Raw genomic sequence first — 26,504 nt, 5'->3', positions numbered from 1 at the left:
CTGATATTGTATCTCTTAAGACGAGGTGAATGGACATGCAAAATCAACTGGCTCTTAGTGGCGAAAGAATTGTTGAAAAAATTTACCCACAACTATTTCATCATGTTGGTATGATTCGTGGCGAATATTTGGTGAGGGAGATCAGTCAAAATATACTGCTAAAAAGTTGTCAGCAATTTGTAAAAGATTATCTAGACACTATTTGCCATCTATACTCAGATGAAGAAGTCTGGTATCGCTTTTCAGAGTTAACAAATGCAGAAGCAAATAGTCTAGACGGGACTAAAGAGTATTTTGACGAACGCCACCCCTTATTTGGATATAGAGGGACTAGGCGTTTATTGGCGTGTCCAGATGAATTTCAGGCTGAGGCACATGTCGTTACAGAAGTTTATCAAACCAATCCTAATCTGTCTCTTATTTTTCCTTTTGTCAATAATGCTGAACAGTTAAAACAAGCAATTAGAGTATTGCGCCAGCATGGTTTTACTGGAAAAGTTGGAACAATGATTGAATTACCGTCAGCTTATTTTGACTTGGACAGGGTACTGGAAACTGGTATTTCAAAGATTGTAGTGGGAATGAATGATTTGACTTCTTTTGTTTTTGCAACTGTGAGAAATAGTCAATGGCATGATATGGAAAGTCCCATTATGTTAGAAATGCTGAGACAGATGCAGGATAAAGCAAGGATGAAAAAGATAGATTTCGCTGTAGCAGGCTATCTGAATCCTTCTTTCATACAAAAAATGAATCAGATGGGGATTGAGTGCATGATCCACTACAGTTCTATTCCGGAGATTTTTAATTTAGAGATTGACCATCCAGATCATCTCAAACGTGTAAAAGAAGAAAGTAAAAAAATACAAAGGAGCAACTTATGACACCTCAAGAAATGTGGAATGCCTATAAGCAAATCAACCCCTCTATCGGAGATGAAATCGATGCCTGGGCTTTTGGAGTAGAAGCCGATCTCTTGGCAGATTTGGTTTTAAAAGGCGAAAAAACAGCAACTGCCTCAGCTTACGATCTTTACGCAGTAGAGGACGAACCCCTTCCCCAAGAAGGGACCTTTGATGTTATTTTAGACAGTAAGGATCAAGCTATCTGCATTATTGAAATTACAAAGGTTTCCGTTCAGCCTTTCCATCAGGTTTCAGCCGACCATGCCTTCAAAGAAGGGGAAGGTGACAAATCTTTAGCCTATTGGCGTCAGGTTCATGAAGACTTTTTCAAAGACTGCTTAGGAGAAGCAGGTCTGACTTTTACACCTGACAGCAAGGTTGTTTTGGAAGAATTTCGCAAGGTCTACCCTCTGTAGACTACTAGAAGGAAGAAAGTTTTGGAAATCGCTGTCCAAAGCTTTTTTCTGACTTAAAATATGATAAAATAGGTATGTTTGAACTAGAGCATTTGCTCAGAAATATAGAATAGGAGAAAATGATGCAAGCAGTAGAACATTATATCGATACATTTGTTCCTGAACATTATGATTTGTTTTTAGACTTGAGTCGTGAGACTAAGACGTTTTCAGGAAAAGTAACCATTACTGGTCAAGCTAAAAGTGACCGTATTTCCCTCCACCAAAAAGACTTGGAAATCGCTTCAGTTGAAGTTGCAGGTCAAGATCGTCCATTTACAGTTGATAATGAAAACGAAGCTCTTCATATCGAATTGGCTGAGGCTGGTCAAGTTGAATTGGTTCTTGCCTTTTCTGGTAAAATCACAGATAACATGACAGGGATTTATCCTTCATACTACACAGTTGATGGTGTCAAGAAGGAAGTCTTGTCAACACAATTCGAGAGCCACTTTGCTCGTGAAGCCTTCCCATGTGTGGATGAGCCAGAAGCCAAAGCAACCTTTGACCTAGCTCTTCGATTTGACCAAGCGGAAGGCGAACTTGCCTTGTCTAACATGCCAGAGATTGACGTTGAAAACCGCAAGGAAACTGGTATCTGGAAATTTGAAACAACTCCACGTATGTCTTCGTACTTGCTGGCTTTCGTTGCTGGTGATTTGCAAGGGGTAACTGCTAAAACTAAAAACGGTACGCTGGTAGGTGTCTACTCAACAAAGGCACATCCACTTTCAAACCTTGATTTCTCACTAGATATCGCTGTTCGCTCAATCGAGTTTTACGAAGACTACTATGGGGTTAAATACCCAATTCCTCAATCTCTCCACATCGCCCTTCCTGACTTCTCAGCAGGTGCTATGGAAAACTGGGGTCTGGTAACTTATCGTGAAGTTTACTTGGTTGTGGATGAAAACTCAACCTTTGCCAGCCGTCAACAAGTTGCTCTAGTCATTGCCCATGAGCTTGCTCACCAATGGTTCGGTAACCTAGTAACTATGAAATGGTGGGATGACCTCTGGCTCAATGAAAGTTTCGCTAACATGATGGAATATGTCTGTGTGGATGCCATCGAACCAAGCTGGAATATTTTTGAGGACTTCCAAACAGGTGGAGTACCTCTTGCTCTTGAACGCGATGCGACGGATGGCGTTCAATCTGTTCACGTTGAAGTCAAACACCCAGATGAAATCAATACGCTCTTTGATGGAGCTATCGTCTATGCCAAAGGTAGCCGCCTTATGCACATGCTTCGTCGTTGGCTAGGAGATGCTGATTTTGCTAAAGGATTGCACGCTTACTTTGAAAAGCATCAATACGGAAACACCATTGGTCGTGACCTTTGGGATGCCCTTGGTCAAGCATCAGGCCGTGATGTGGCAGCCTTCATGGATTCTTGGTTGGAACAACCTGGTTATCCAGTCCTTACTGCCACTGTTGAAAATGATGTTTTGAAGATTTCGCAAAAACAATTCTTCATCGGTGAACACGAAGACAAGAATCGTCTCTGGGTTGTACCACTCAACAGCAACTGGAAAGGAGTACCAGATACTCTCGAAACTGAAAGTATCGAAATCCCTGGCTATGCAGCACTTCTTGCTGAAAACAAGACAGCCCTTCGTCTTAACACTGAAAATACAGCCCACTACATTACTGACTATCAAGGTCAATTACTTGATGCTGTGCTTGCAGACCTAGTAGAACTTGATAACACAAGTAAACTTCAAATCGTCCAAGAACGTCGTTTACTTGCTGAAGCAGGACACATTTCATATGCAGACTTGCTTCCGGTAGTGGATCAATTAGCACAAGAAGAATCTTATCTTGTTGTTTCAGCAGTTTCACAAGTTATCGGAGCGCTTGATCGCTTTATCGATGAAGGAACTGAGGCAGAAAAAGCCTTTAAAGCCCTTATTGCTAAACTGGCTCGCTACAACTATGATCGTCTTGGTTTTGAAGCTAAAGAGGGTGAATCTGATGAGGATGAATTGGTTCGTCAATTGACAATTTCCATGATGATTCGTTCAAATGACGGGGAAGCCAGTCAAGTTGCTAGCCAAATTTTCGCAGCCCACAAGGATAATCTTTCAGGACTTCCAGCAGCTATTCGTTCACAAGTTCTCATCAATGAAATGAAACACCATGAGACTAAGGAATTGGTCGCAACTTATCTCGATCTTTATACTCATGCGACAGATGCTGCCTTTAAACGCCAATTGGCAGCTGCTCTTGCCTACAGTACAGATGCGGATAATATCCAAACCTTGATTGCTTCTTGGAAGGACAAATTTGTGGTAAAACCACAAGACTTATCAGCTTGGTACTTCCAGTTCTTAGGTCATCAAGCAACCCAGGAAACAGCGTGGTCTTGGGCGCGTGAAAACTGGGCTTGGATTAAGTCGGCCCTTGGAGGAGATATGAGCTTTGATAGCTTTGTTATCCTTCCTGCCCATGTATTCAAGACAGAGCAACGCTTGACAGAATACAAGGAATTCTTTGAGCCACAACTTTCTGACCTAGCTCTTAGCCGTAACATCGGTATGGGAATCAAGGAAATCGCAGCTCGCGTTGAATTGATTAAGCGTGAAAAAGCAGCAGTTGAAGCAGTTGTAGCTCAATATAGCAAAGCTTAAAAGATTCTAGTCTAACTAGATTACAAAAACTCAACTTTCTCTTGGAAAAACAAGGGAAGTTGAGTTTTTTTTAAGATATTTTTGCTATAATAGGCGTAATAAGGAGGAATTTTTGATGATCAAGATTCTATTAGTGGAAGATGACCTAGGCCTATCAAATTCAGTCTTTGATTTTTTGGATGATTTTGCGGATGTCATGCAGGTTTTTGATGGTGAAGAAGGTCTTTATGAGGCTGAAAGTGGCGTTTATGACTTGATTTTATTGGACTTGATGTTACCTGAGAAAAATGGGTTTCAAGTTTTAAAAGAATTGCGTGAAAAAGGAATTTCGACTCCTGTTCTGATCATGACAGCCAAGGAAAGTCTTGATGATAAGGGACATGGATTTGAGCTTGGGGCAGATGATTATCTAACAAAACCATTTTATCTAGAAGAGCTCAAGATGCGTATCCAAGCACTGCTCAAACGTTCTGGTAAGTTCAATGAAAATACCCTCTCTTATGGTGATTTGACGGTTAATCTATCTACCAATGAGGTTAGAGTTAATGATACTGTTGTGGAACTATTGGGTAAAGAATTTGATCTCTTGGTTTATTTCCTCCAAAATCAAAATGTTATCTTACCAAAAACACAAATTTTTGACCGTTTGTGGGGATTTGACAGTGACACAACCATCTCCGTGGTAGAAGTCTATGTATCAAAAGTTCGTAAGAAATTGAAGGGCTCAGTCTTTGCTGAAAACCTCCAAACCTTGCGTAGTGTTGGGTATATTTTAAAACATGTTTAAAAAAATTAAAAAGAATTGGTATGCGGAGGATTTCAGTTATTTTATCCGTAACTTTGGAGTATTTACTCTGATTTTCTCTGCTATGACCTTGATTATCTTGCAGGTTATGCACTCCAGTCTCTACACATCGGTGGATGAAAAACTCTTATCACTGAGCAAAAATCCTCAGGACGTTATTCAATTGGCAGTCAATCGTGCAACTGAGGACGTTAAGGATTTAGGTAGTGCCAATGTTGCTCCAGCTTCTGAAAAAAAACCAACGGTTAGTTCCAATACAGAAGTGATATTGTTAGATTCAAATTTGAATCAATTAGTGACTGGCAACCGCTTTCTAGGTCTTGATAAGATTACTTTTAATAAAAAGGATTTGAATCATATTCGACAACTTCATGTTCAGAATAGTTATGGTCAGGACGAGATTTACCGAGTGATTCTATCTGAAATAAATATCGATTCTGTCTCGACCAATATTAAGTATGCAGCGGTTTTGATAAATACCAGTCAGATAGAGCAAACTAGTCAAAACAATGAGCAATTAATCGTGGTAGTCATGGCTAGCTTCTGGATTTTATCCATTATTGCCAGCCTTTATCTTGCGCGTGTCAGTGTTAAACCTTTACTTGAAAGCATGCAAAAGCAACAGAGTTTTGTGGAAAATGCCAGTCATGAGTTACGAACTCCATTAGCTGTTCTGCAAAATCGACTAGAAACTCTTTTCAGAAAACCTGAGGCAACTATTATGGAGTCAAGTGAGAGTATTGCTTCTAGTCTAGAAGAAGTTCGTAATATGCGCTTTTTAACGACTAATCTCCTTAATTTAGCTCGTCGTGATGACGGCATTAAACCGGAATTAGGAGAGGTAGAGCCAGCCTTCTTTAATACAACTTTTACCAACTATGAAATGATTGCGTCTGAAAATAACCGTGCTTTTCATTTTGAAAATCGCATCCATCGGACCATCATAACAGATAAGCTTCTTCTTAAACAACTGATGACTATCTTGTTTGACAATGCTGTCAAGTACACAGAAGAAGAAGGAGATATCCATTTTGTCATTGCTACGACGGAGCGTAATCTCTATTTGTCAGTAGCTGATGATGGAATTGGTATTTCTGCAGTAGATAAAAAGAAAATTTTTGATCGCTTTTACAGGGTTGATAAGGCTCGTACTCGGCAAAAAGGTGGTTTTGGGTTAGGCTTATCCTTAGCCAAACAGATTGTCGATGCTCTTAAAGGAACCATCAGTGTCAAAGATAACAAACCTCATGGTACGATTTTTGAAGTAAAGATCGCTATCCAAACACCATCCAAGCGTAAAAATAAATAAGAAAAGGCTGTGACTTAGAAAGCGGTAGACCAAGTATCGCTTATCTAGTCGCAGCTCTTTAGCTATCGTAGAAAAAATAGGTCGGGACAAAAATCCCGACCTTTTGAATCTAATATAATTTCTTCTTAATCATCGAACGTTGAACGTTTGATGCTGCTAAACTCAAGGCAATTGCTAGGCTAAAAGCTAAGACTGTATTGAACTTGAGGGCTAAAAAGATAAAGCTAAACAAGGCCAAAAAGACGCAAAAACAAGCAATGTTTACAAAGAAAAGAACTTCCTTCAAACTAGCAACGGAAGTGGTTTCTGGAACATAGTCTTGGTATGGCGTTGTTTGAGTTTCCTCTTCTTCAAACTCATACGGTTGATATTTTCTTACGGGCATGATTCTCTCCTTAACAGTACTCTTTCATTTTACCATTTTTCAAGAAAAAAATTATTACAGTAAGGTTACAAAAAGAATAAAGTCTGTTATCAAATGATGAAACAAATTTCTTGACACTCATACCTAAAGGTGATAGGATGGGTGGACAACTCACAACATCTTGACCGTTCAACTTTTTGTTATGAGGATGAAAATGGATAATGGAAACAAATCTAGATCGTAATTGTTGGTTCTACTATAGTTTTATATCCACTTAGTAGGATGGAAGAGAAGATTTGCAAGAAAGACAGATTTTTCTGTCTTTTATTTTTGAAATTGAGTGAGCTTTTACCACTCTTAGAAAAGTTAAAGGAGATTTGCAGTGTATCTTGCAATCAAGGAAATTTTAAAAAATAAACTTCGTTATAGTTTGATTTTAACGACGATCTTTCTAATAGCGTTTATGGTCTTTTTTATGACAAGTTTAGCTCTGGGGCTCGTTAGAAATAATAGAGCAGCCGTGGATAATTGGAAAGCGACAGGGATTGTTTTATCAGATTATGCAAATGATAATCTGACAGCATCCTTTATTCCAGAAAAGAATTATAAGGATCAGGTTTCAAAAGATGTAGTACCTTTGGGGTATATGTTTGCGGTGACAAATCTCGTCAATGATAGTGAGAAGGTAAACATCTCTATTTTTGCACAGGATTGGAACAGTTTTATCTCTCCTTCCTTGATTGAGGGCCATTACCCAGAAAGTGACAATGAAGTTGTCGTGGATCAGTCTTTAGAAAACTATGGAATTAAACTAGGCGATGTCATTCAACTGAATGGAAGTGAAAATTCTTATACCATCGTTGGACTTACGAAAGGGAATAAATTTTTTACAGAACCTGTAGTATTTACAAATTTGACTAGCTATTGGACCTTGCAAGGTAGTCTGAATGCAGGTCGCGCTATTTCTGCCTTGGTCTTAAAAAATGATGCTCAGTTATCCGCGGACGGTTTAAGTCAATTAACCATTCAAAACATGATTGCCCATATTCCGGGCTATACACCTCAAGTAAACGTATTTTCAGGAATGATTTTAGCGATGATTATCATATCAGGCCTGATTATTGGTATTTTTATTTATATTATTACCATTCAAAAACTAGGCCTCTATGGGATTATGAGAGCCCAGGGAATTCAGGCTAGAACCATTGTTTGGTCGCTTTTTTGTCAAATTATATTGCTGGCAGGTTTTGGGATCGGTCTAGCCTTATTGGCGATTGTAGGTGTTATCCTTGTTCTACCTGCAACCTTCATTTTCTATCCAAGTTGGTTAGCATATTTAGGATTGAGTTTGGGAATTTGTTTGATGGCACTACTTGGAGGAGTGATTTCTCTCCCTCGTTTGCTCAAAGTTGATCCTATAACGGCTATTGCAGAATGATAAGGAGACTTATATGACACCATTGATAGAAATGAAGCAAGTGACGAAAAGCTACGGAGAAGGAAATATGAAAGTCGTTGCCCTACACGAGACGAACTTTCAACTAAATGCTGGTGAATTTGTTGCCATAGTTGGTCCTTCTGGATCTGGTAAAACAACCTTTTTGACCACCTTAGGACAGTTGCAGGAGCCTTCAGGTGGTAAGATTTTAGTTAAGGGAACAGAAACTGGTGATTTGACTGAAAAAGAGAAAACAGATCTTCGGTTTAAGGAATTTGGTTTTATTTTACAGGCTTCAAATCTGATTCCATTTTTAACCGTTAAGGAACAATTAGACCTAATTGATCGACTAGATAAAGATAAATCTACGAAAAGTGACCGTCAACAGTTATTTGATTTGTTGGATCTGAACAAAGTTCAAAATCATTATCCAAAGGCCTTGTCAGGTGGAGAACGTCAACGTGCAGCAATTGCCAGAGCTCTCTATAACAATCCTAGCATCGTACTTGCTGACGAACCAACAGCCAGTCTTGATACCCAAAGAGCCTACCAAGTGACGGATATGCTTGCATCAATTGCCCATGAGCAGGGAAGAGGAGTAGTGATGATTACGCATGACACCAGACTTCTTGATAAGGTGGACCGTGTCTTTATCATGAATGATGGTCACCTTGTTGAAGAAATACAAGCATAAAAGAATATAAAGTGAACTCTAGTAAAGGTGGTTCACTTTTCTTTTTCTAATACTCTTCGAAAATCAAATTCAAACCACGTCAGCTTCACCTTGCCGTACTCAAGTACAGCCTGCGGCTAGCTTCCTAGTTTGCTCTTTGATTTTCATTGAGTATAAAAGTGAAGGGGAAAAAACTAACTTTTCTTAAAAAATAGATTGCCCATAGCTGATTTTTCAGAAATGTGGTATAATTTTTCTTATGGAAAAGATTATTATTACAGCAACTGCTGAAAGCATTGAACAAGTAAAAGAATTACTAGAGGCGGGAGTTGACCGCATCTATGTCGGTGAGAAAGATTTTGGACTTCGCCTACCAAAGACTTTTTCTTATGATGAACTGAGAACCATCGCTGGTCTGGTTCATGATGCAGGTAAGGAATTGATCGTAGCGGTCAATGCTCTTATGCATCAGGATATGATGGATCGTATCAAACCCTTCCTTGATTTCTTGGAAGAAATTAAAACAGACTACATTACTGTTGGAGATGCGGGTGTCTTTTATGTTGTCAATCGTGATGGTTATTCTTTTAAAACCATCTATGATGCCTCAACCATGGTAACTAGTAGCCGTCAGATTAATTTCTGGGGACAAAAGGCTGGCGCTTCTGAGGCAGTATTGGCTCGTGAAATTCCATCAGCTGAACTCTTTAAAATGCCTGAAATTTTGGAAATTCCTGCTGAAGTTTTAGTTTACGGTGCTAGTGTCATCCACCACTCTAAGCGTCCACTCCTGCAGAATTACTATAATTTTACTCAGATTGATGATGAAAAAACACGTCAACGCGACCTCTTCTTAGCAGAGCCTAGTGATCCAGATAGTCACTACTCAATTTTTGAAGATAATCATGGAACTCACATTTTTGCCAATAACGACCTCGATTTGATGACAAAATTGCCAGAGTTGGTAGAGCATGGTTTCACTCATTGGAAACTAGAAGGACTTTATACTCCAGGTCAAGATTTTGTTGAGATTGCAAAACTCTTCATCCAAGCCCGTAGCTTGATTCAAGAGGGAAGCATTACGCATGACCAAGCCTTCTTGTTGGACGAGCAAGTCCGTAAACTCCATCCCCAAAATCGTTTCCTTGACACAGGATTTTATGACTACGATCCTGACATGGTTAAATAAGAATCAGAAACCCGAAATAAAATGTTCGGGTTTTTCTAGTGCAAGGATGAATTTAAAGCGTATTCATGTTATAATAAAAGTAGCTTTTTGTTTGGAGGTGTTTAAGTGGAAAATCTGAAAAAAATAGCAGGCATCAAGGCTGCTGAGTTCGTAACCGATGGAATGGTTGTAGGACTTGGAACAGGCTCGACTGCCTATTATTTCGTAGAGGAGATCGGACGTAGAATCAAGGAGGAAGGACTTCAAATTACAGCCGTAACAACTTCGAGTGTAACGACAAAACAGGCACAAGGATTGAATATACCGCTTAAGTCTATCGATGAGGTGGATGAGGTTGATGTGACTGTTGATGGAGCTGATGAGGTGGATCTTCAGTTTAATGGTATCAAAGGAGGCGGTGGTGCACTTCTAATGGAAAAAGTAGTTGCGACACCAACTAAACAGTATATCTGGGTGGTAGATGAGAGCAAGATGGTTGAGAAACTGGGCGCTTTCAAACTACCTGTCGAAGTTGTCCAATACGGAGCAGAACAGGTTTTCCGTCGTTTTGAAAAAGCTGGTTATAAGCCAAGTTTTCGTGAAAAAAATGGCCAACGCTTTGTGACGGATATGCAGAATTTTATCATTGATCTGGATCTAGGTGTTATTGAAGATCCGGTCGCTTTTGGTCGTCAATTGGATCTTCAGGTTGGTGTTGTTGAGCACGGTTTATTTAATCAAATGGTTGATAAAGTGATCGTTGCAGGACAAGCTGGCGTTCAGGTTTTAACTTCAACAAAAGGGAAATAAAGGAGGCAAATGATGTCAAAATTTAAACGTATTCACTTGGTGGTACTCGATTCTGTAGGAATCGGTGCGGCACCAGATGCTAATAACTTTGTCAATGCAGGGGTTCCAGATGGAGCATCTGATACATTAGGACACATCTCTAAATCAGTTGGTTTAAATGTACCGAATATGGCTAAGATTGGTCTTGGGAATATTGAACGTGAGACAGCCCTTAAAACGGTTCCTGCAGAGGCAAATCCTAGCGGTTACTACACTAAACTTGAGGAAGTGTCACTAGGTAAAGATACCATGACCGGTCACTGGGAAATCATGGGGCTTAATATTACTGAACCGTTTGATACTTTCTGGAATGGATTCCCAGAAGAAATTCTTACTAAAATCGAAGAATTTTCAGGACGTAAGGTTATTCGTGAAGCCAACAAACCATACTCAGGAACAGCTGTCATCGATGACTTTGGACCACGTCAAATGGAAACTGGTGAGTTGATAATTTATACGTCCGCTGACCCTGTTCTTCAAATTGCAGCCCATGAAGATATCATTCCTTTGGATGAACTTTACCGTATTTGTGAGTACGCTCGTTCCATCACATTGGAACGTCCAGCCCTTCTAGGTCGTATCATTGCACGTCCTTATGTTGGGGAGCCTGGAAACTTCACGCGAACTGCAAATCGTCGTGACTTGGCTGTATCACCATTTGCGCCGACTGTTTTGGATAAGTTGAACGAAGCTGGTATTGATACCTATGCGGTTGGTAAGATCAACGATATCTTCAACGGTGCTGGTATTAACCACGATATGGGCCACAATAAGTCAAATAGCCACGGTATGGATACCTTGATTAAGACGATGGGACTTGCTGAGTTTGAAAAAGGATTCTCATTCACTAACTTGGTAGACTTTGATGCTCTTTACGGTCACCGTCGCAATGCCCATGGATACCGTGATTGCTTGCACGAGTTTGACGAACGCTTGCCAGAAATCATCGCAGCTATGCGTGAAGATGATCTACTTATGATTACTGCTGACCATGGTAATGACCCTACTTATGCAGGTACAGACCATACTCGTGAATACATTCCACTTTTGGCCTACAGCCCATCATTAAAAGGAAATGGACACCTACCAATCGGTCATTTTGCTGATATTTCTGCGACAATCGCTGATAACTTTGGCGTTGATAAAGCTATGATTGGTGAAAGCTTCTTAGATAAATTGGTTTAAGATGACTCGCTTGGCATTACTGGTTAGAGGGATCAATGTCGGTGGGAAACATAAGGTGGTCATGGCCCAGCTTCGTCAAGAATTGACAGAGTTGGGATTGGAAAATGTTGAAACCTACATCAATAGTGGCAATATTTTCTTTGACACAAGTATCTCGAAGACTCAACTAGTGGAGATCTTACAGGCTTTCTTTGACAAGCATTATCCATTTATCCAACATTTTTCCTTGTTAAGTCAAGAAGATTACGAAGAGGAGCTTAGAACTCTTCCGGAATGGTGGTTCCAAGAAATGGCTCGAAAGGATGTTCTCTTTTATACTGAGGGACTGGATATCAAGCAAGTCATCGAGAAAGTCGAAAGTATGGAACTGGTAGATGAAGTGCTTCATTTCGGGAAACTGGGAATCTTCTGGGGCAAATTCTCAGAAGAAACCTATAGCAAAACAGCCTATCACAAGTACCTGCTTAAGATGCCTTTCTATCGTAATATTACGATTCGAAATGCAAAAACCTTTGACAAAATCGGTCAATTTTTAAAACATAAAGAAGGAGATACCTAATGACATTTTTAAATAAAATCAATGAAACAGCTGCTTTCTTAAAAGAAAAGGGAGTAGAAGCACCAGAGTTCGGCTTGATTCTTGGATCAGGACTGGGAGAACTTGCTGAAGAAATCGAAAATCCAGTTGTGGTAGACTATGCTGAGATTCCAAACTGGGGACGTTCTACTGTTGTTGGACACGCTGGAAAATTGGTGTACGGTGAGCTTGCAGGACGTAAGGTTTTAGCACTTCAAGGACGCTTTCATTTCTATGAAGGAAATCCGCTTGAAGTTGTTACTTTCCCAGTTCGTGTCATGAAAGTTTTGGGCTGTGAAGGTGTGATTGTAACCAACGCTGCTGGAGGTATCGGCTTTGGTCCTGGTACTTTGATGGCTATCACTGACCACATCAATATGACAGGCCAAAACCCTCTAATCGGTGAAAACTTAGATGACTTCGGTCCACGTTTCCCAGACATGTCAAAAGCCTACACTCCAGAATATCGTGCTACAGCTCATGCAGTTGCTGAAAAGCTTGGTGTTAAACTTGATGACGGTGTTTATATCGGTGTAACTGGTCCAACTTATGAAACTCCAGCTGAAATCCGTGCTTATAAGACACTTGGTGCAGATGCTGTCGGAATGTCAACCGTTCCTGAAGTTATCGTTGCAGCACACTCTGGCTTGAAGGTTCTTGGTATTTCATGTATTACCAACTTTGCGGCTGGTTTCCAAGAAGAACTCAACCACGAAGAAGTGGTAGAAGTGACCGAACGTGTAAAAGGCGACTTTAAAGGCTTGCTGAAAGCGATTCTTGCTGAATTATAATCATGGTACATGAGTTGAGGAGGAGTCTTCAGAAAATCCCATATAACCTCAAATTAGTCCTAGCGGTTATCATGCTAGGGCTAGTTACAGGTATATTCGGAATTTTGCTCCATTATCTTTTAGAGCTGGTTGAAGGGATTGCTTTTGGTCAGACAGAGCATAACACTGGATTCTTGACAGATGGTGTTGCTTCATCACGAATAGGCTTCAGTTTAATCATCGTGGGTGTCAGTTCTGCCTTGATCTGGTATTTCTTGCAAAGAAAAGCAAAGATTTTTTCCATCAAAGCGCAGATGAAAGATGAAACATCACAATACAAACTTCATTTTTTAAAACAGCTAGTTCATTCAATTTGGCAGATTATTGCGGTTGGAGGAGGGGCACCTATCGGTAAGGAAGCTGCACCACGGGAGATTGGAGCTTTATTTTCAAGACCTATTGCCAATATTTTTTCTCTCTCCGTGAAGGACCGAATCTTTCTCATTGCCTGTGGAGCTGGTGCGGGTTTAGCGGCTGTCTATCAGGTTCCATTAACGAGTGTGTTTTTCGTTTTTGAAACCTTGGGAATTGCTTTATCTGTCAAACGTTTTTTCTTGGTCGGTCTGACTACATATGTATCAGCCTTTACAGCAGGCTTTGTTGTTTCAGATCATGCTCTCTACCAGCTTCCAATTCTGACTTGGTCACTAGGTGATATGTGGCTTGTTCCCCTATTAGTTCTTTTTCTGACTCCACTCGCTTGGCTTTTTGCTCACTTCAACAAACAAGCTTCTTCAAAGAGAATAAAGAACAAGCGGATACTCTATACACTGCCGATAACATTCCTTTTCCTTGTTGGATTGGCTAGCCATTTACCTCATCTACTTGGTAATGGGCGTATGATGGCTCAGGAGATTTTAAACGGCAGTAATGCCAAGACGGTAATCCTTTTATTTGTCTTGAAAGCCTTGGTCGTTTTAGTCACCCTTTGGGCAGGTGCCTATGGCGGTACCTTGACCCCATCTTTTGCCTTGGGGATAGCAGGAGCTGCACTCTTGACCATGATTTTAGGTAGTGGCAACCAGCCAGCAGTCTTACTATTAGGTTCGATTTGCTTTTTAGCTGTGACCTTGAAGGCACCCCTATCTGCAAGTGGATTGGTAATGGGGTTCACTGGTCAGTCATTTGAGGCTATACCTATTCTTTTGGTGACTGCTTACTTGGCATTTGGTTTTGCTAAGATGCTGGACCGAATCCCTTTGGAGAAATACTTACGACTAAAGACAAGGATAATAGAAAATTAATAAGAATACTCTAGTTTTTCTAATCCAAAATATATTTTAAATTTATAATCAATATCATTTAATAAAGAAAGGTTGAGCGTGTGTTCTAATTGAACACGAGCGGAAAACTTTTCTAAACAAAAAATACACACAGAAAGGATGGGTTAACCGTATTAGCTGAACTGAATACGGGCGGAGAATTGTGTAAAAAAGATAAACTTTCTAGCATCTGTGATGCGTCGTCAGTTTCCTATTTTTACTTTGTTCTCTGTCGCCTGTCCTATTAATAAAAAAGAAAGGTAGAGCGTGTGTTCTAATTTGAACACGAGCGGAAAGCTCGGAAAATAGATAATCTAACTGAGAAATCAGGATTTCTCGTCAGATTCCTAATTTTCAGTCGCTTTCTGGTCGCTCTTTGTATCATAAATTATGTCTATCCATATTGCTGCTAAGCAGGGTGAAATTGCTGATAAAATTCTTCTTCCTGGAGATCCTCTTCGTGCGAAATTTATCGCTGAGAACTTTTTAGAAGATGCTGTTTGCTTTAACGAAGTGCGTAACATGTTTGGTTACACTGGAACTTACAAGGGTCACCGTGTATCTGTCATGGGAACTGGGATGGGAATGCCATCCATCTCTATCTATGCGCGTGAGTTAATTGTTGACTACGGAGTGAAAAAATTGATTCGTGTTGGAACTGCGGGCTCTTTGAATGAGGATGTTCATGTCCGTGAATTGGTTTTAGCACAGGCTGCTGCTACCAATTCAAATATCATCCGCAACGATTGGCCTCAATACGATTTCCCACAAATTGCTAGCTTTGATCTTTTAGACAAGGCTTACCACATTGCCAAAGACCTTGGTATGACTACTCACGTCGGAAATGTCTTATCATCAGACGTTTTCTATTCTAACTATGGTGATAAGAACATTGAGCTTGGTAAGTGGGGAGTAAAAGCGGTGGAAATGGAAGCGGCAGCGCTGTATTATCTTGCAGCTCAACATCATGTTGATGCCCTTGCTATCATGACTATTTCAGATAGTTTGGTTAATCCAGATGAAGATACAACTGCAGAAGAACGTCAAAACACCTTCACTGATATGATGAAGGTTGGTTTGGAAACATTGATTGCTGACTAAAGGTAGGCTATATTCAGAATGATTTCTCTTGTTCTCAAAATGATAACCATCAACAATGAATCAATCCTGAAATAGGTAAGAATAAGGAAATTGAAGAAAGCCTAATTGTGTCAAAGGACCGAGACTAGTCAGTTTAATATCTAAATCATAATCAAATGAAGTTGGAAGCCAAGTTGACAAGAAGTCAAGGCTTTCAACTTTTTAACTTGAAAATTCCTAGGAGTACAGAATGGATAAAATTGAACAACTACAGGGTATTATTGATCAAAGTCAGAGAATTGTCTTTTTCGGTGGTGCAGGGGTTTCTACAGAGTCAAATATTCCAGATTTTCGTAGTTCAGATGGTATCTATAGTCTGAAACTAGGTCGCCATTTTACTGCCGAGCAACTGGTTTCACGCACTATGTTTGAGCGCTATCCAGAGGATTTTTTTGATTTCTACAAAAAGTATCTGGTCTATCCAGATGCCAAGCCGAATTTAGCACATGATTATCTAGCATCGTTGGAAAAAACAGGCAAATTAAAGGCGATTGTGACGCAAAATATCGATAGCCTCCATGAAATGGCAGGATCTCAGAAAGTTTTGAAACTGCATGGTAGTGCAGATCGTAATTACTGTTTGGGCTGTCATCGCTTTTATGATTTGACTGCATTTTTGGCACTTGAAGGTCCAGTTCCTTACTGCTTAGATTGTGGTAAGGTGGTCAAACCTGACGTAACCCTTTATGAAGAACCTCTGGATATGGATGTTTTTAGTCGAGCAGCCCAAGTCATTCAGCAAGCAGATTTATTGATCATTGGTGGAACTTCCTTAGTCGTTTATCCTGTAGCTAGCCTAATCAATTATTTTTCAGGGTCAAATCTTGTCGTTATCAACAAGTCCAGCACTCCTCAAGATAGCAAAGCAGATTTAGTTATCGAAGGTAAGATTGGAGAAGTTTTTTCTAAATTGAGACAATAAAAAACTGAAAGAAGTAGGACTATACTTCCTTCAGTTTTTTTGTATCACGAACTCAGAAACTATGAACAAGATTCTCTTCATTTCTAGGGGAACTTTATTGTTGATTTATAAATTGCTTGAGTTATTTTTAATTGTTGAATAAAAGGAAAAAAGGAAGACTTTCTGGATGAAAATCTTCCTTTTTTAGTCAATCAGTACATGCTGATTTTAATGAAATGCTACTATATTGTTTACTTTTTTAAAGATCGCAAAAAACAATCAATCTCTGCTTGAGAATGGAGAATGCTCATCTTTTCTGGGTAAGTATTGTTTAAGTATTGGTATCTTTCCTTAGCATTTTTTGTACGTCCATCCCAGAGAATCCAACGGATAAATTCCCAATTGAATTGCTCAGGGCATCCCGCTGCCATACTTTCTCTCACTTTTCCTCTGTACTTTAAATACCGCTTAAAGGCTCTTAGCAGACAATTCCAAGCAGAGAAGTTTAAAAAGATGATATGGTCAGCTTGCTCCATTCTTTCCTCATAGCAACACCAAGAGTAGTTGCCATCAATGACCCAGTTTTCGTTGTTGGCTAGAAAAGTTTTCATTTCGTTCAGCATCCAGTCGCGGTCACTATCTTGCCACCCTGGCTGAAATTGGAGAGTATCCATATGAAGTTTGGGGATAGAGTAGTGATTAGCTAGTTTTTCTGCAAGAGTGGATTTGCCTGATCCAGAATATCCAATGATAGCTATTTTCATAATAACCTCCAGAAAATGTGCACAAAAAAAGCTCCGAGGAGCTCATTTTGTATGCAGTTAATGATTAACCAAGTTTAGCTGCAAGACGTGCTTTATCACGGCTAGCTTTGTTTTTGTGGATCAAACCTTTAGTTTCTGCTTTATCGATAGCTGAGCTGGCAGCACGGTAAAGTTCTTCAGATGGGTTTGCTTCAAAAGCTTTGATAGCAGTACGCATAGCTGATTTTTGAGCTGAGTTCTTTTCGTTTTGTTTAACGTTCAATTCAGCGCGTTTGATAGCTGATTTAATGTTTGCCAATGTTCTTACCTCCATTTTTACTAACTATACCATTATATCTGAAAACTTACGTTTTGACAAGGGGAAATTATTTTTTTAAGTAAATTTCATCAATTTCGTGATTTTTAGATTTATGGAGAATGACCTCGGCACGATTTCGTGTCGGTTCAATGTAATTCTGGAGATTGGTTAGGTTGATACTGGTCCAAACTTGGTGGGCAAAATCCTTGACTTCGCTAAGAGGAAGTTGAGTGAAACGATAGTAATAGTTGCCTGGATCATCTTGAGCAAAGCTAAGAAGTTTTAAGAAACGATCCAAATACCAACTTTCAATGTCTTCGACAGCGGCATCGACATAGATTGAAAAGTCAAAGAAATCAGTAATATAGAGACGGGCATTATGTGGATTTTGGAACACATTGATTCCCTCAACAATAACAAAATCAGTGGCTTCTACTCGTTGTTTTTGACCTGGCACGATATCATAGATTTCATGGGAATAAACAGGGATATCAACATCCTGTCCATTTTTGAGTTGGTCTAGGAAATTGAGCAAAGCTTCCATGTCGTAGCTCTCAGGAAAACCCTTGCGGTTGAGAATGTCTTGCTCAATTAAGACACTGTTTGGGTATAAAAAACCATCCGTCGTAACCAGTTCAACACTTGCTCTAGGGACTATACGAGAAAGCAAAATTTGCAAGAGACGACTAGTGGTTGATTTACCTACGGCAACACTTCCAGAAACTCCGATAATAAAGGGCTGTTTTTTGCTCTCTCTTTGAAGGAAAATGCCTTTTGAAAAGGCAAGATCTTCTTTGGAACGTTTGTAAATCTGAATCAGATGTGCCAGTGGCAGATAGATATCAGTAACATCTTGTAGGCTAATCTGGTCATTGAAACTCTTAATAGAATCTAACTCCTCCTCGGTCAAGGGAGGAGTTGTTTTGCGATGCAAGGATTGCCAAGTTTTGCGATTTATCTTTTCAAAATGTAAAAATTCGTTGGTCATTTGTCTTCCCCTAGATATTTTGTCTATCATACCATAAAAAGCTAAAAAAATGAAGCGGTTTCTTGAATGTGGTAAGTCGGTAGTATATACTATAAGTAGATAGAGGATGAACAAATTATTGATGAAGTAGGAGCTGGTTTCTCCTGATTTTATCAGCTAATAAAGGGGGCTTTTTAGTTCACAACTTATAGGAGGTGTACTATGAAAATCTTAAAAAGTTACATATTGGAACTCTGTTTTATTTTAAGTTTTGCTTTACCTTTTATAAAAGGAGCCAATGCAGATAATGGTAGACGCTTTGTGGAAACCTATTACGGTTTTACTTTTTTGATGGAACATGCTATTGTAACAGCTGTCTTTATCTGTTCGCTCTTAATTGCTTTCTTACTAAAAAAACGGTGGACGAAATGGCTTGCTGCTAGTAGTTATCTATTTTTGATTTTGTGGATTGCTACAGAGGGTTATTTATTCCGCATGTCAATAGAAGATTTGATACGACTGTGGACAAGTTTGGAAATCCTAACACAAACTTATCAGTTGGGCTTTTATCTAAACATCTTATTGGGAATACTGTTGATAATTAAGTATTTGAAGGTAAAGCAATAGTAATCAAAATGCGTCTGATTATAGACAATAAATTTGTTGTTTTATCCTGACTGTGATACCTTGTAGCTCCCAATGACTTGTCATTCGTTTCCAATAATTGATTGAGATTGAAGAATAGCGCTCTCTTTGTTAAAATATAAGTGGGAAAATCTATAAAGGAGGTGCTAAGATGAAAGCTAGATTAAGAGAAAAAATACTGGTTTTTATCAACCTATTTGTAGTTGTTTTATGGTTATCACCAAACTGGGTGAATTTCTCCTTTTCAATAGGACCTTACTCCTATAACTGGACTATTTTTGTCCTTTTTATCTTATTGCCACTCATAGGACTTGGCTACCTTGTGTTAGCTTTCTTTAAAAGAAAGTGGTGGCTCTTCTTTTTTGGTTTAGCTTGTATCTTTGCTTTTCCGATTACCATGGCAGTGGGGAGCTTTTTACTAGGTCCCTAATGTTAATCCGAATTTATATTATTTTTGAAAAAATACAATGTGATTTAAGGGCTTGATACCTTTGTAAACGATTTACAAATAACTTATTTTTATGGTAAAATAGTATCATGAGTAAAATGTATTATGCAGAAAATCCAGACGCAGCCCATGATGTTCATGAGCTTAGAGTTGAGCTACTTGGGCAAAAGATGACCTTTTTGACGGATGCAGGTGTCTTTAGCAAAAAAATGATTGACTTTGGAAGTCAGTTGTTGTTAAGATGCCTTGATGTTGAAAAAGGTGAAAAAATTCTTGATGTTGGTTGTGGCTATGGTCCAATAGGTTTGTCTTTGGTTAAGGCTTATGGTGTCCAAGCGACAATGGTGGATATCAATAACCGTGCTCTGGATTTAGCCCAGCAAAATGCAATGAAAAACAAGGTTCAAGCGACTATCTTCCAGTCTAATATTTATGAGCAGGTAGAAGGACAATTTGACCATGTCATTTCGAATCCTCCTATACGTGCTGGCAAGCAAGTAGTCCACGAAATCATCGAAAAAAGTATAGACTTTTTAGTAGATGGTGGAGATTTGACTATTGTTATCCAGAAAAAACAAGGAGCCCCAAGTGCCAAAAGTAAGATGGAAGACGTATTTGGCAATTGTGAGGTTGTAAAGAAAGATAAGGGATATTACATCCTTAGAAGTGTAAAAGAATGAGAGCAGTAGATCTAATCCAGAAAAAAAGAGACGGGCAAGAACTCAGTTCGAACGAAATCCAATGGTTGATTGAAGGCTATGTCGCAGGAACTGTTCCTGACTACCAGATGTCAGCATTTGCCATGGCAGTTTACTTCCAAGGAATGACCACGAGAGAAATTTCTGATTTAACCATGAATATGGTTAAGACAGGCCAGGAGTTTGATTTGTCTGCTATAAATGGTGTGAAGGTTGATAAACACTCTACGGGTGGTGTTGGTGACAAGGTAACTTTAATCCTAGCACCATTGGTAGCTAGTTTTGATGTCCCAGTGGCCAAGATGAGTGGTAGAGGTTTGGGGCATACCGGTGGTACTATCGATAAATTAGAATCCATCAAAGGTTTTCAGATTGAACAAAGTCAGGATGAATTTATCAAACAAGTTCAAGATATTGGGGTTTCAGTTATTGGTCAGTCGGATCAACTAGTTAAGGCGGATAAGCTTCTCTATGCCCTTCGTGATGTGACAGCAACAGTGGATACTATTCCCTTGATTGCTAGTTCGGTCATGAGTAAAAAAATTGCAGCTGGAGCTGATGCTATCTTACTTGATGTAACAGTGGGTGAAGGTGCCTTTATGAAGACAGTTGATGAGGCACGCCAACTGGCTCAAACCATGGTAAACCTTGGTAAGGCTGTAGGTCGTAAGACAGTAGCAGTTATTACTGATATGAGTCAACCTTTGGGACGTGCCATTGGTAATCGTTTAGAAATCCTAGAAGCTCTGGAAATTCTTCAAGGTAAAGGCCGTCAAGATATTAGCCACTTTATCTGTGAGTTGGCCCAGATTATGTTATCATTAGCAAATGTTGAAAAAACTATTGAGGTAGTAAGGCAACATCTTGAAAATGGTAAGGCTCTCAAGAAATTTGAAGAGATGGTTCTAGCTCAGGGTGGAGACCTAGAAGACCTCTATCGTCCAGTAAAAGTTGACCATGTAGTTGATATTCCTGCTCAAGAAGACGGACTTATCGCAGAACTTCCAGCCATGGAGTTTGGTCTTTTTGCTATGAGATTGGGTGCTGGTCGTGCCGTTAAAACAGATGCTCTTGACTATGAGACAGGTATCGTTTTTGAGAAGAAAGTTGGAGAATCAGTCAAAAAGGGTGAAATTGTCGCAAAAGTATATACAAATGGGAAAATTTCTCCGGAACTAGTTACAGATTTCCAAAATTATGTTAAAATTAAGATAAGTGATGAAGCGATAAAAACGCGTGAAATCATTGAAATCATCTCCTAATTTAAGGAAAAACCGAAATGAAATTAAATAAATACATTGATCATACGCTTTTAAAACAAGATGCAACAGAAGAACAAATCGATCGTTTGTTATCTGAAGCTAAAGACTATGATTTTGCCAGTGTTTGTGTCAATCCTTGCTGGGTTTCTCATGCAAAAGCTGGTCTAACAGATACTGATGTCAAGGTTTGTACAGTTGTAGGATTCCCTCTTGGAGCTACAACTTCAGCAGTCAAAGCTTATGAAACCAAAGAAGCAATCCAAAATGGTGCTGACGAAATTGATATGGTTATCAATGTTGGTGCACTCAAATCAGGAAATGCTGCAGTAGTTGAGTCAGACATTCGAGCTGTTGTTGAAGCAAGCGGAGATAAACTCGTTAAGGTTATTATCGAGGCTTGTTTGTTAACTGATGAAGAAAAAGTTCTAGCTTGTCAGCTAGCTCAGAAAGCAGGAGCAGACTTTGTCAAGACGTCAACAGGTTTCTCAACAGGTGGTGCAACTTTGCCAGATGTTCAATTAATGCGTCAGATAGTTGGTCCTGATATGGGGGTCAAAGCAGCTGGTGGAGCTCGTTCTTATGCAGATGCAGTTGCCTTTGTTGAAGCTGGAGCTACTCGTATCGGAACATCTTCTGGCGTAGCAATCTTAAAAGGAGAGTTAGCAGATGGCGACTACTGAGTTGATTGACTTAGCGATTGAGACTAGTAAAAATGCCTATGTTCCTTATTCACATTTTCCGATTGGAGCTGTTTTGGTTGCCAAGGACGGCAGTGTTTATACAGGATGCAATATTGAAAATGCTAGCTACCCCTTGACCAACTGTGGCGAAAGAACTGCAATCTTTAAGGCGGTTTCTGAAGGACAACGAGAGTTTTCAGAATTGATTGTCTATGGTCAAACTGAGAAACCTATTTCTCCTTGCGGAGCTTGTCGCCAAGTCATGGTCGAATTTTTTGAACAAGATCTAAAGGTGACTCTAGTTGCCAAAGATAAATCGACGGTCGAGATGACGGTCGGGGAATTACTTCCATACTCATTTACAGACTTGCATTAGTCTGTGTCACTCTTTGAGTGACAAGGGTCCTTGTGGCCAATCAATCCATACTTGCAACTTCGTTGCGCATCTTATTTAGGAGGTTCAGTAATGAACAAGAAACAATGGCTAGGCCTTGGTCTAGTTGCAGTAGCAGCATTTGGACTTGCTGCATGTGGTAATCGCTCTTCTCGTAACGCAGCTTCATCTTCTTCTGATGTGAAGACTAAAGCAGCTATCGTTACAGATACTGGTGGTGTTGATGATAAATCATTCAACCAATCAGCTTGGGAAGGTCTTCAAGCTTGGGGTAAAGAGCACAATCTTGCAAAAGATAAAGGATACACATACTTCCAATCAACAAGTGAAGCTGACTACGCTAACAACTTGAACCAAGCAGCAGGAAGCTACAACTTGATCTTCGGTGTTGGTTTTGCCCTTCACAATGCAGTTGAAGAAGCAGCGAAAGAACATGCAGATTTGAACTATGTTTTGATCGACGATGTGATTAAAGATCAAAAGAACGTAGCAAGCGTAACATTTGCTGATAACGAAGCAGCTTACCTTGCAGGTGTAGCAGCAGCTAAAACTACTAAAACAAAACAAGTTGGTTTTGTAGGTGGTATGGAATCTGAAGTTATTTCTCGTTTCGCAGCTGGTTTCAAAGCTGGTGTTGAGTCAGTTGACCCATCTATCAAAGTACAAGTAGACTACGCTGGTTCATTTGGTGATGCTGCTAAAGGTAAAACAATCGCTGCAGCTCAATACGCTGCAGGTGCAGACGTAATCTACCAAGCAGCTGGTGGTACTGGTGCAGGTGTCTTCTCAGAAGCTAAATCTTTGAATGAAAGCAAAAACGAAGGCGAAAAAGTTTGGGTTATCGGTGTAGACCGTGACCAAGTTGACGAAGGTAAATATACTTCTAAAGACGGTAAAGAATCAAACTTCGTACTTGCTTCTACTTTGAAACAAGTCGGAACAACAGTTCAAGATATCGCAAACAAAGCTGAAAAAGGTGAATTCCCTGGCGGTCAAGTGATCGTTTACTCATTGAAGGATAAAGGGGTTGATCTAGTAACAACTAACCTTTCTGAAGAAGGTAAAAAAGCTGTTGAAGATGCAAAAGCTAAAATCCTAGATGGCAGCATCAAAGTTCCTGAAAAATAATAGATAAAAGTCATTTCTTAGGGAAGCGGCCTGTGGCCGCTTCTTTAAGAATTGAGACAAATTGTTTTGTCTCAATAGAGCTTGCTAAATCTCTTTAGCAGGTTTTATTGAAATAAAATAAAACTCTGAAAGGAAGAGCACATGGCACACGAAAATGTCATTGAGATGCGTGAAATTACCAAAGTTTTCGGTGAATTTGTCGCTAACGACAAGATTAACCTTGAACTTCGTAAAGGTGAAATCCATGCACTTTTAGGAGAAAATGGAGCTGGGAAGTCCACTCTTATGAACATGCTAGCAGGGCTTCTAGAACCAACTAGTGGTGAAATTGTGGTCAACGGTCAAGTTGTAAAACTAGACTCGCCATCAAAAGCCGCTAGCCTAGGGATTGGAATGGTTCACCAACACTTTATGTTGGTAGAGGCTTTCACTGTTGCTGAGAATATTATTTTAGGAAGTGAATTGACTAAAAATGGTGTCCTAGATATTGCTCGAGCAACTCGAGAAATTCTTGAATTATCAGAGCGTTATGGTCTTGCTGTGGATCCTTCTGCCAAAGTAGCAGATATCTCTGTTGGTGCTCAACAACGTGTTGAAATCCTAAAGACACTTTATCGTGGTGCCGATATTCTCATCTTTGATGAACCAACGGCCGTTTTGACGCCATCAGAAATCGATGAGTTGATGGCCATCATGAAGAACCTGGTCAAAGAAGGTAAATCAATTATCTTGATTACCCATAAGTTGGATGAGATTCGCGCAGTATCTGATCGTGTTACAGTTATCCGTCGTGGTAAATCTATCGAAACAGTTGAGATTGCTGGTGCGACTAACGCTGACTTGGCAGAAATGATGGTAGGGCGTTCAGTTTCCTTCAAAACTGAGAAGCAAGCACCACAACCTAAAGAAGTCGTTCTTTCCATCAAAGACTTGGTTGTTAATGAAAACCGTGGCGTTCCTGCTGTTAAAAATCTTTCACTCGATGTTCGAGCTGGTGAGATTGTCGGAATTGCGGGTATTGATGGAAATGGTCAATCTGAATTAATCCAAGCTATCACAGGACTTCGTAAGATTGAATCTGGTAGCGTAGAGTTGAAAGGCCAGTCCATTGTAGGATTGCATCCACGTCAAATTACCGAACTGAGCGTTGGTCACGTTCCTGAAGACCGTCATCGTGATGGTCTGGTTTTGGAAATGATGATTTCTGAAAATATCGCTCTTCAAACCTACTATAAAGAACCTCTTAGCAAAAAGGGAATTTTAAATTATACGAATATCATTGACTATGCAAAAAAATTGATGCAAGAGTTTGATGTTCGCGCTGCTAGCGAGATTGTTCCAGCTTCAGCCCTTTCTGGAGGAAATCAACAAAAAGCAATCATCGCTCGTGAGATTGATCGAAATCCTGATCTCCTCATCGTAAGCCAACCAACTCGTGGTTTGGACGTCGGTGCTATTGAGTACATTCACAAACGCTTGATTCAAGAACGTGATAATGGGAAAGCTGTCCTTGTAGTCAGTTTTGAACTAGATGAGATTCTAAATGTCTCAGATAGAATCGCTGTTATCCATGATGGTAAGATTCAAGGAATCGTAACACCAGAAACAACCAACAAGCAAGAACTTGGTGTCTTGATGGCTGGTGGTGAATTGGAAAAAGGAGAAGAGTGATGTCTAAAAAATTACAACAAATTTCGGTTCCCTTGATTTCTGTTATCCTTGGAATCTTGCTTGGAGCCATCGTCATGTGGATTTTTGGCTACGATGCTATTTGGGGTTATGAAGAGTTGTTCTACACAGCCTTCGGTAGTGTTCGTGGGATCGGTGAAATTTTCCGTGCCATGGGGCCATTAGTCTTGATTGCTCTTGGATTTGCAGTTGCCAGTCGTGCAGGCTTCTTTAACGTTGGTCTTCCAGGACAAGCACTCGCTGGTTGGGTTATGAGTGGTTGGTTCGCTCTTTCAAATCCAGATTTACCACGTCCATTGTTGATTCTTGCGACAGTTGTCATTGCGCTGGTTGCTGGAGGAATTGTTGGTGCCATTCCTGGTATTTTAAGAGCCTATCTTGGAACATCTGAAGTTATCGTAACCATCATGATGAACTACATTGTTCTCTATACAAGTAATGCCTTTATCCACTCTTTCCCTAAAGATATTATGCAAAGTACAGACTCATCAATCCGAGTAAGTGCAAACGCAACTTATCAAACACCTTGGCTTGCTGAGTTAACAGGAAACTCTCGTATGAATATTGGGATTTTCTTTGCCATCATTGCAGTTGCAGTTATCTGGTTCTTGCTTAAGAAGACAACTCTCGGTTTTGAAATCCGTGCAGTTGGTCTCAATCCAAATGCTTCTGAATACGCAGGTATTTCAGCTAAACGCACCATCATCCTATCAATGATTATCTCAGGTGCCCTTGCAGGTCTAGGTGGAGCAGTAGAAGGACTTGGGACCTTCCAAAACGTTTATGTCCAAGGTTCATCATTGGCGATTGGCTTTAACGGAATGGCGGTTAGTCTACTTGCTGCAAACTCACCAATTGGAATTCTCTTTGCAGCCTTCTTGTTCGGAGTGCTTCAAGTTGGAGCCCCTGGTATGAATGCAGCACAAGTACCATCAGAGCTTGTAAGTATCGTTACAGCCTCAATTATCTTCTTTGTCAGCGTTCACTACATCATCGAGCGCTTTGTCAAACCAAGAAAACAACTTAAAGGAGGTAAATAA

The 26,504-nt window shown here is 39.8% G+C and carries 28 protein-coding genes; 24 read left to right on the top strand and 4 right to left on the bottom strand.

Features of this window, described 5'->3' with window-relative positions:
• Positions 1-35 precede the first annotated feature (35 nt).
• The 5 genes from AXE83_RS07015 (at position 36) to AXE83_RS06995 (ending at position 6,104) form a co-directional block, all read left to right on the top strand.
• On the top strand, positions 36-884 hold the full coding sequence (locus tag AXE83_RS07015; protein WP_060955917.1) for a putative PEP-binding protein: 849 nt from the start codon (positions 36-38) through the stop codon (positions 882-884).
• On the top strand, positions 881-1,321 hold the full coding sequence (locus AXE83_RS07010; protein WP_060955916.1) for an ASCH domain-containing protein: 441 nt from the start codon (positions 881-883) through the stop codon (positions 1,319-1,321). Before AXE83_RS07015 ends, AXE83_RS07010 begins: the two co-directional genes overlap by 4 nt.
• 122 nt (positions 1,322-1,443) lie before the next feature.
• Complete coding sequence (locus tag AXE83_RS07005) at positions 1,444-3,990, top strand: M1 family metallopeptidase (RefSeq protein ID WP_060955915.1); 2,547 nt, start codon at positions 1,444-1,446, stop codon at positions 3,988-3,990.
• A gap of 115 nt (positions 3,991-4,105) precedes the next feature.
• The gene (locus AXE83_RS07000; RefSeq protein WP_000590624.1) at positions 4,106-4,777 is read left to right on the top strand and encodes a response regulator transcription factor; all 672 of its coding nucleotides are present in this window, start codon (positions 4,106-4,108) and stop codon (positions 4,775-4,777) included.
• A complete protein-coding gene (locus AXE83_RS06995) occupies positions 4,770-6,104 on the top strand; it encodes a sensor histidine kinase (protein ID WP_060955914.1) in 1,335 nt (444 codons plus the stop codon). The genes AXE83_RS07000 and AXE83_RS06995 overlap by 8 nt, the downstream gene beginning before the upstream one ends.
• A gap of 109 nt (positions 6,105-6,213) precedes the next feature.
• Here AXE83_RS06995 and AXE83_RS06990 read toward each other — a convergent pair whose 3' ends face one another.
• Positions 6,214-6,489 (bottom strand): DUF3270 family protein, encoded by a 276-nt coding sequence (locus tag AXE83_RS06990; RefSeq protein WP_060955913.1) that lies wholly within the window; start codon positions 6,487-6,489, stop codon positions 6,214-6,216.
• A gap of 361 nt (positions 6,490-6,850) precedes the next feature.
• Here AXE83_RS06990 and AXE83_RS06985 point away from each other — a divergent pair, with 361 nt between their 5' ends.
• From AXE83_RS06985 to AXE83_RS06940, 10 genes are all read left to right on the top strand, one after another.
• Positions 6,851-7,906: an ABC transporter permease gene (locus AXE83_RS06985; RefSeq protein WP_060955912.1), complete on the top strand. Its 1,056-nt coding sequence runs from the start codon at positions 6,851-6,853 to the stop codon at positions 7,904-7,906.
• Positions 7,907-7,919: 13 nt separating this feature from the next.
• Positions 7,920-8,600, top strand: coding sequence for an ABC transporter ATP-binding protein (locus AXE83_RS06980; protein WP_060955911.1), 681 nt, complete (start codon positions 7,920-7,922; stop codon positions 8,598-8,600).
• Positions 8,601-8,838: 238 nt separating this feature from the next.
• A complete protein-coding gene (locus AXE83_RS06975; protein WP_060955910.1) occupies positions 8,839-9,768 on the top strand; it encodes a peptidase U32 family protein in 930 nt (309 codons plus the stop codon).
• Positions 9,769-9,873: 105 nt separating this feature from the next.
• Complete coding sequence (rpiA, locus tag AXE83_RS06970) at positions 9,874-10,557, top strand: ribose-5-phosphate isomerase RpiA (protein WP_060955909.1); 684 nt, start codon at positions 9,874-9,876, stop codon at positions 10,555-10,557.
• A 12-nt stretch (positions 10,558-10,569) separates the two neighbouring features.
• Complete coding sequence (locus tag AXE83_RS06965) at positions 10,570-11,781, top strand: phosphopentomutase (RefSeq protein WP_060955908.1); 1,212 nt, start codon at positions 10,570-10,572, stop codon at positions 11,779-11,781.
• A gap of 1 nt (position 11,782) precedes the next feature.
• The gene (locus AXE83_RS06960; protein ID WP_060955907.1) at positions 11,783-12,340 is read left to right on the top strand and encodes a DUF1697 domain-containing protein; all 558 of its coding nucleotides are present in this window, start codon (positions 11,783-11,785) and stop codon (positions 12,338-12,340) included.
• Positions 12,340-13,149 carry a purine-nucleoside phosphorylase gene (locus AXE83_RS06955; protein WP_060955906.1) on the top strand — a complete coding sequence of 270 codons (810 nt, stop codon included), beginning with the start codon at positions 12,340-12,342 and terminating at the stop codon, positions 13,147-13,149. Before AXE83_RS06960 ends, AXE83_RS06955 begins: the two co-directional genes overlap by 1 nt.
• Before the next feature lie 2 nt (positions 13,150-13,151).
• Complete coding sequence (locus tag AXE83_RS06950) at positions 13,152-14,432, top strand: chloride channel protein (RefSeq protein ID WP_060955905.1); 1,281 nt, start codon at positions 13,152-13,154, stop codon at positions 14,430-14,432.
• Between the two features lie 408 nt (positions 14,433-14,840).
• Complete coding sequence (deoD, locus tag AXE83_RS06945; protein WP_049502964.1) at positions 14,841-15,551, top strand: purine-nucleoside phosphorylase; 711 nt, start codon at positions 14,841-14,843, stop codon at positions 15,549-15,551.
• A 229-nt stretch (positions 15,552-15,780) separates the two neighbouring features.
• Complete coding sequence (locus AXE83_RS06940) at positions 15,781-16,512, top strand: NAD-dependent protein deacylase (RefSeq protein ID WP_060955904.1); 732 nt, start codon at positions 15,781-15,783, stop codon at positions 16,510-16,512.
• 230 nt (positions 16,513-16,742) lie between these two features.
• Here the strand turns inward: AXE83_RS06940 and AXE83_RS06935 are convergent, their stop codons facing one another.
• The 3 genes from AXE83_RS06935 to coaA form a co-directional block, all read right to left on the bottom strand.
• Positions 16,743-17,255 (bottom strand): DNA topology modulation protein, encoded by a 513-nt coding sequence (locus AXE83_RS06935; protein WP_060955903.1) that lies wholly within the window; start codon positions 17,253-17,255, stop codon positions 16,743-16,745.
• 64 nt (positions 17,256-17,319) lie between these two features.
• Positions 17,320-17,568 (bottom strand): 30S ribosomal protein S20, encoded by a 249-nt coding sequence (rpsT, locus tag AXE83_RS06930; RefSeq protein ID WP_029689628.1) that lies wholly within the window; start codon positions 17,566-17,568, stop codon positions 17,320-17,322.
• Positions 17,569-17,620: 52 nt separating this feature from the next.
• Positions 17,621-18,541: a type I pantothenate kinase gene (gene coaA / locus AXE83_RS06925; RefSeq protein ID WP_060955902.1), complete on the bottom strand. Its 921-nt coding sequence runs from the start codon at positions 18,539-18,541 to the stop codon at positions 17,621-17,623.
• A 201-nt stretch (positions 18,542-18,742) separates the two neighbouring features.
• Between coaA and AXE83_RS06920 the strand changes: the two genes are divergently transcribed.
• From AXE83_RS06920 to AXE83_RS06880, 9 genes are all read left to right on the top strand, one after another.
• Entirely contained in the window at positions 18,743-19,147 is a 405-nt protein-coding gene (locus tag AXE83_RS06920) for a hypothetical protein (protein ID WP_000698113.1), read from the top strand.
• A 169-nt stretch (positions 19,148-19,316) separates the two neighbouring features.
• Complete coding sequence (locus tag AXE83_RS06915) at positions 19,317-19,595, top strand: hypothetical protein (protein ID WP_060955901.1); 279 nt, start codon at positions 19,317-19,319, stop codon at positions 19,593-19,595.
• 107 nt (positions 19,596-19,702) lie between these two features.
• The gene (locus tag AXE83_RS06910; protein WP_150114537.1) at positions 19,703-20,293 is read left to right on the top strand and encodes a class I SAM-dependent methyltransferase; all 591 of its coding nucleotides are present in this window, start codon (positions 19,703-19,705) and stop codon (positions 20,291-20,293) included.
• Complete coding sequence (locus AXE83_RS06905; protein WP_060955900.1) at positions 20,290-21,573, top strand: pyrimidine-nucleoside phosphorylase; 1,284 nt, start codon at positions 20,290-20,292, stop codon at positions 21,571-21,573. The genes AXE83_RS06910 and AXE83_RS06905 overlap by 4 nt, the downstream gene beginning before the upstream one ends.
• Before the next feature lie 17 nt (positions 21,574-21,590).
• Positions 21,591-22,253 (top strand): deoxyribose-phosphate aldolase, encoded by a 663-nt coding sequence (gene deoC, locus AXE83_RS06900; RefSeq protein ID WP_060955899.1) that lies wholly within the window; start codon positions 21,591-21,593, stop codon positions 22,251-22,253.
• A complete protein-coding gene (locus tag AXE83_RS06895; RefSeq protein WP_060955898.1) occupies positions 22,240-22,629 on the top strand; it encodes a cytidine deaminase in 390 nt (129 codons plus the stop codon). Before deoC ends, AXE83_RS06895 begins: the two co-directional genes overlap by 14 nt.
• A gap of 90 nt (positions 22,630-22,719) precedes the next feature.
• Positions 22,720-23,775 carry a BMP family lipoprotein gene (locus AXE83_RS06890; protein WP_060955897.1) on the top strand — a complete coding sequence of 352 codons (1,056 nt, stop codon included), beginning with the start codon at positions 22,720-22,722 and terminating at the stop codon, positions 23,773-23,775.
• Between the two features lie 141 nt (positions 23,776-23,916).
• Positions 23,917-25,446 carry an ABC transporter ATP-binding protein gene (locus tag AXE83_RS06885; protein WP_060955896.1) on the top strand — a complete coding sequence of 510 codons (1,530 nt, stop codon included), beginning with the start codon at positions 23,917-23,919 and terminating at the stop codon, positions 25,444-25,446.
• On the top strand, positions 25,446-26,504 hold the full coding sequence (locus AXE83_RS06880; protein WP_000038693.1) for an ABC transporter permease: 1,059 nt from the start codon (positions 25,446-25,448) through the stop codon (positions 26,502-26,504). The genes AXE83_RS06885 and AXE83_RS06880 overlap by 1 nt, the downstream gene beginning before the upstream one ends.

This window comes from Streptococcus sp. oral taxon 431 (genome assembly GCF_001553685.1).
Lineage (GTDB): Bacteria > Bacillota > Bacilli > Lactobacillales > Streptococcaceae > Streptococcus.
The sequence above is the reverse complement of the archived record's forward strand: the minus strand, read 5'-3'. Positions and strand labels throughout refer to the sequence as shown.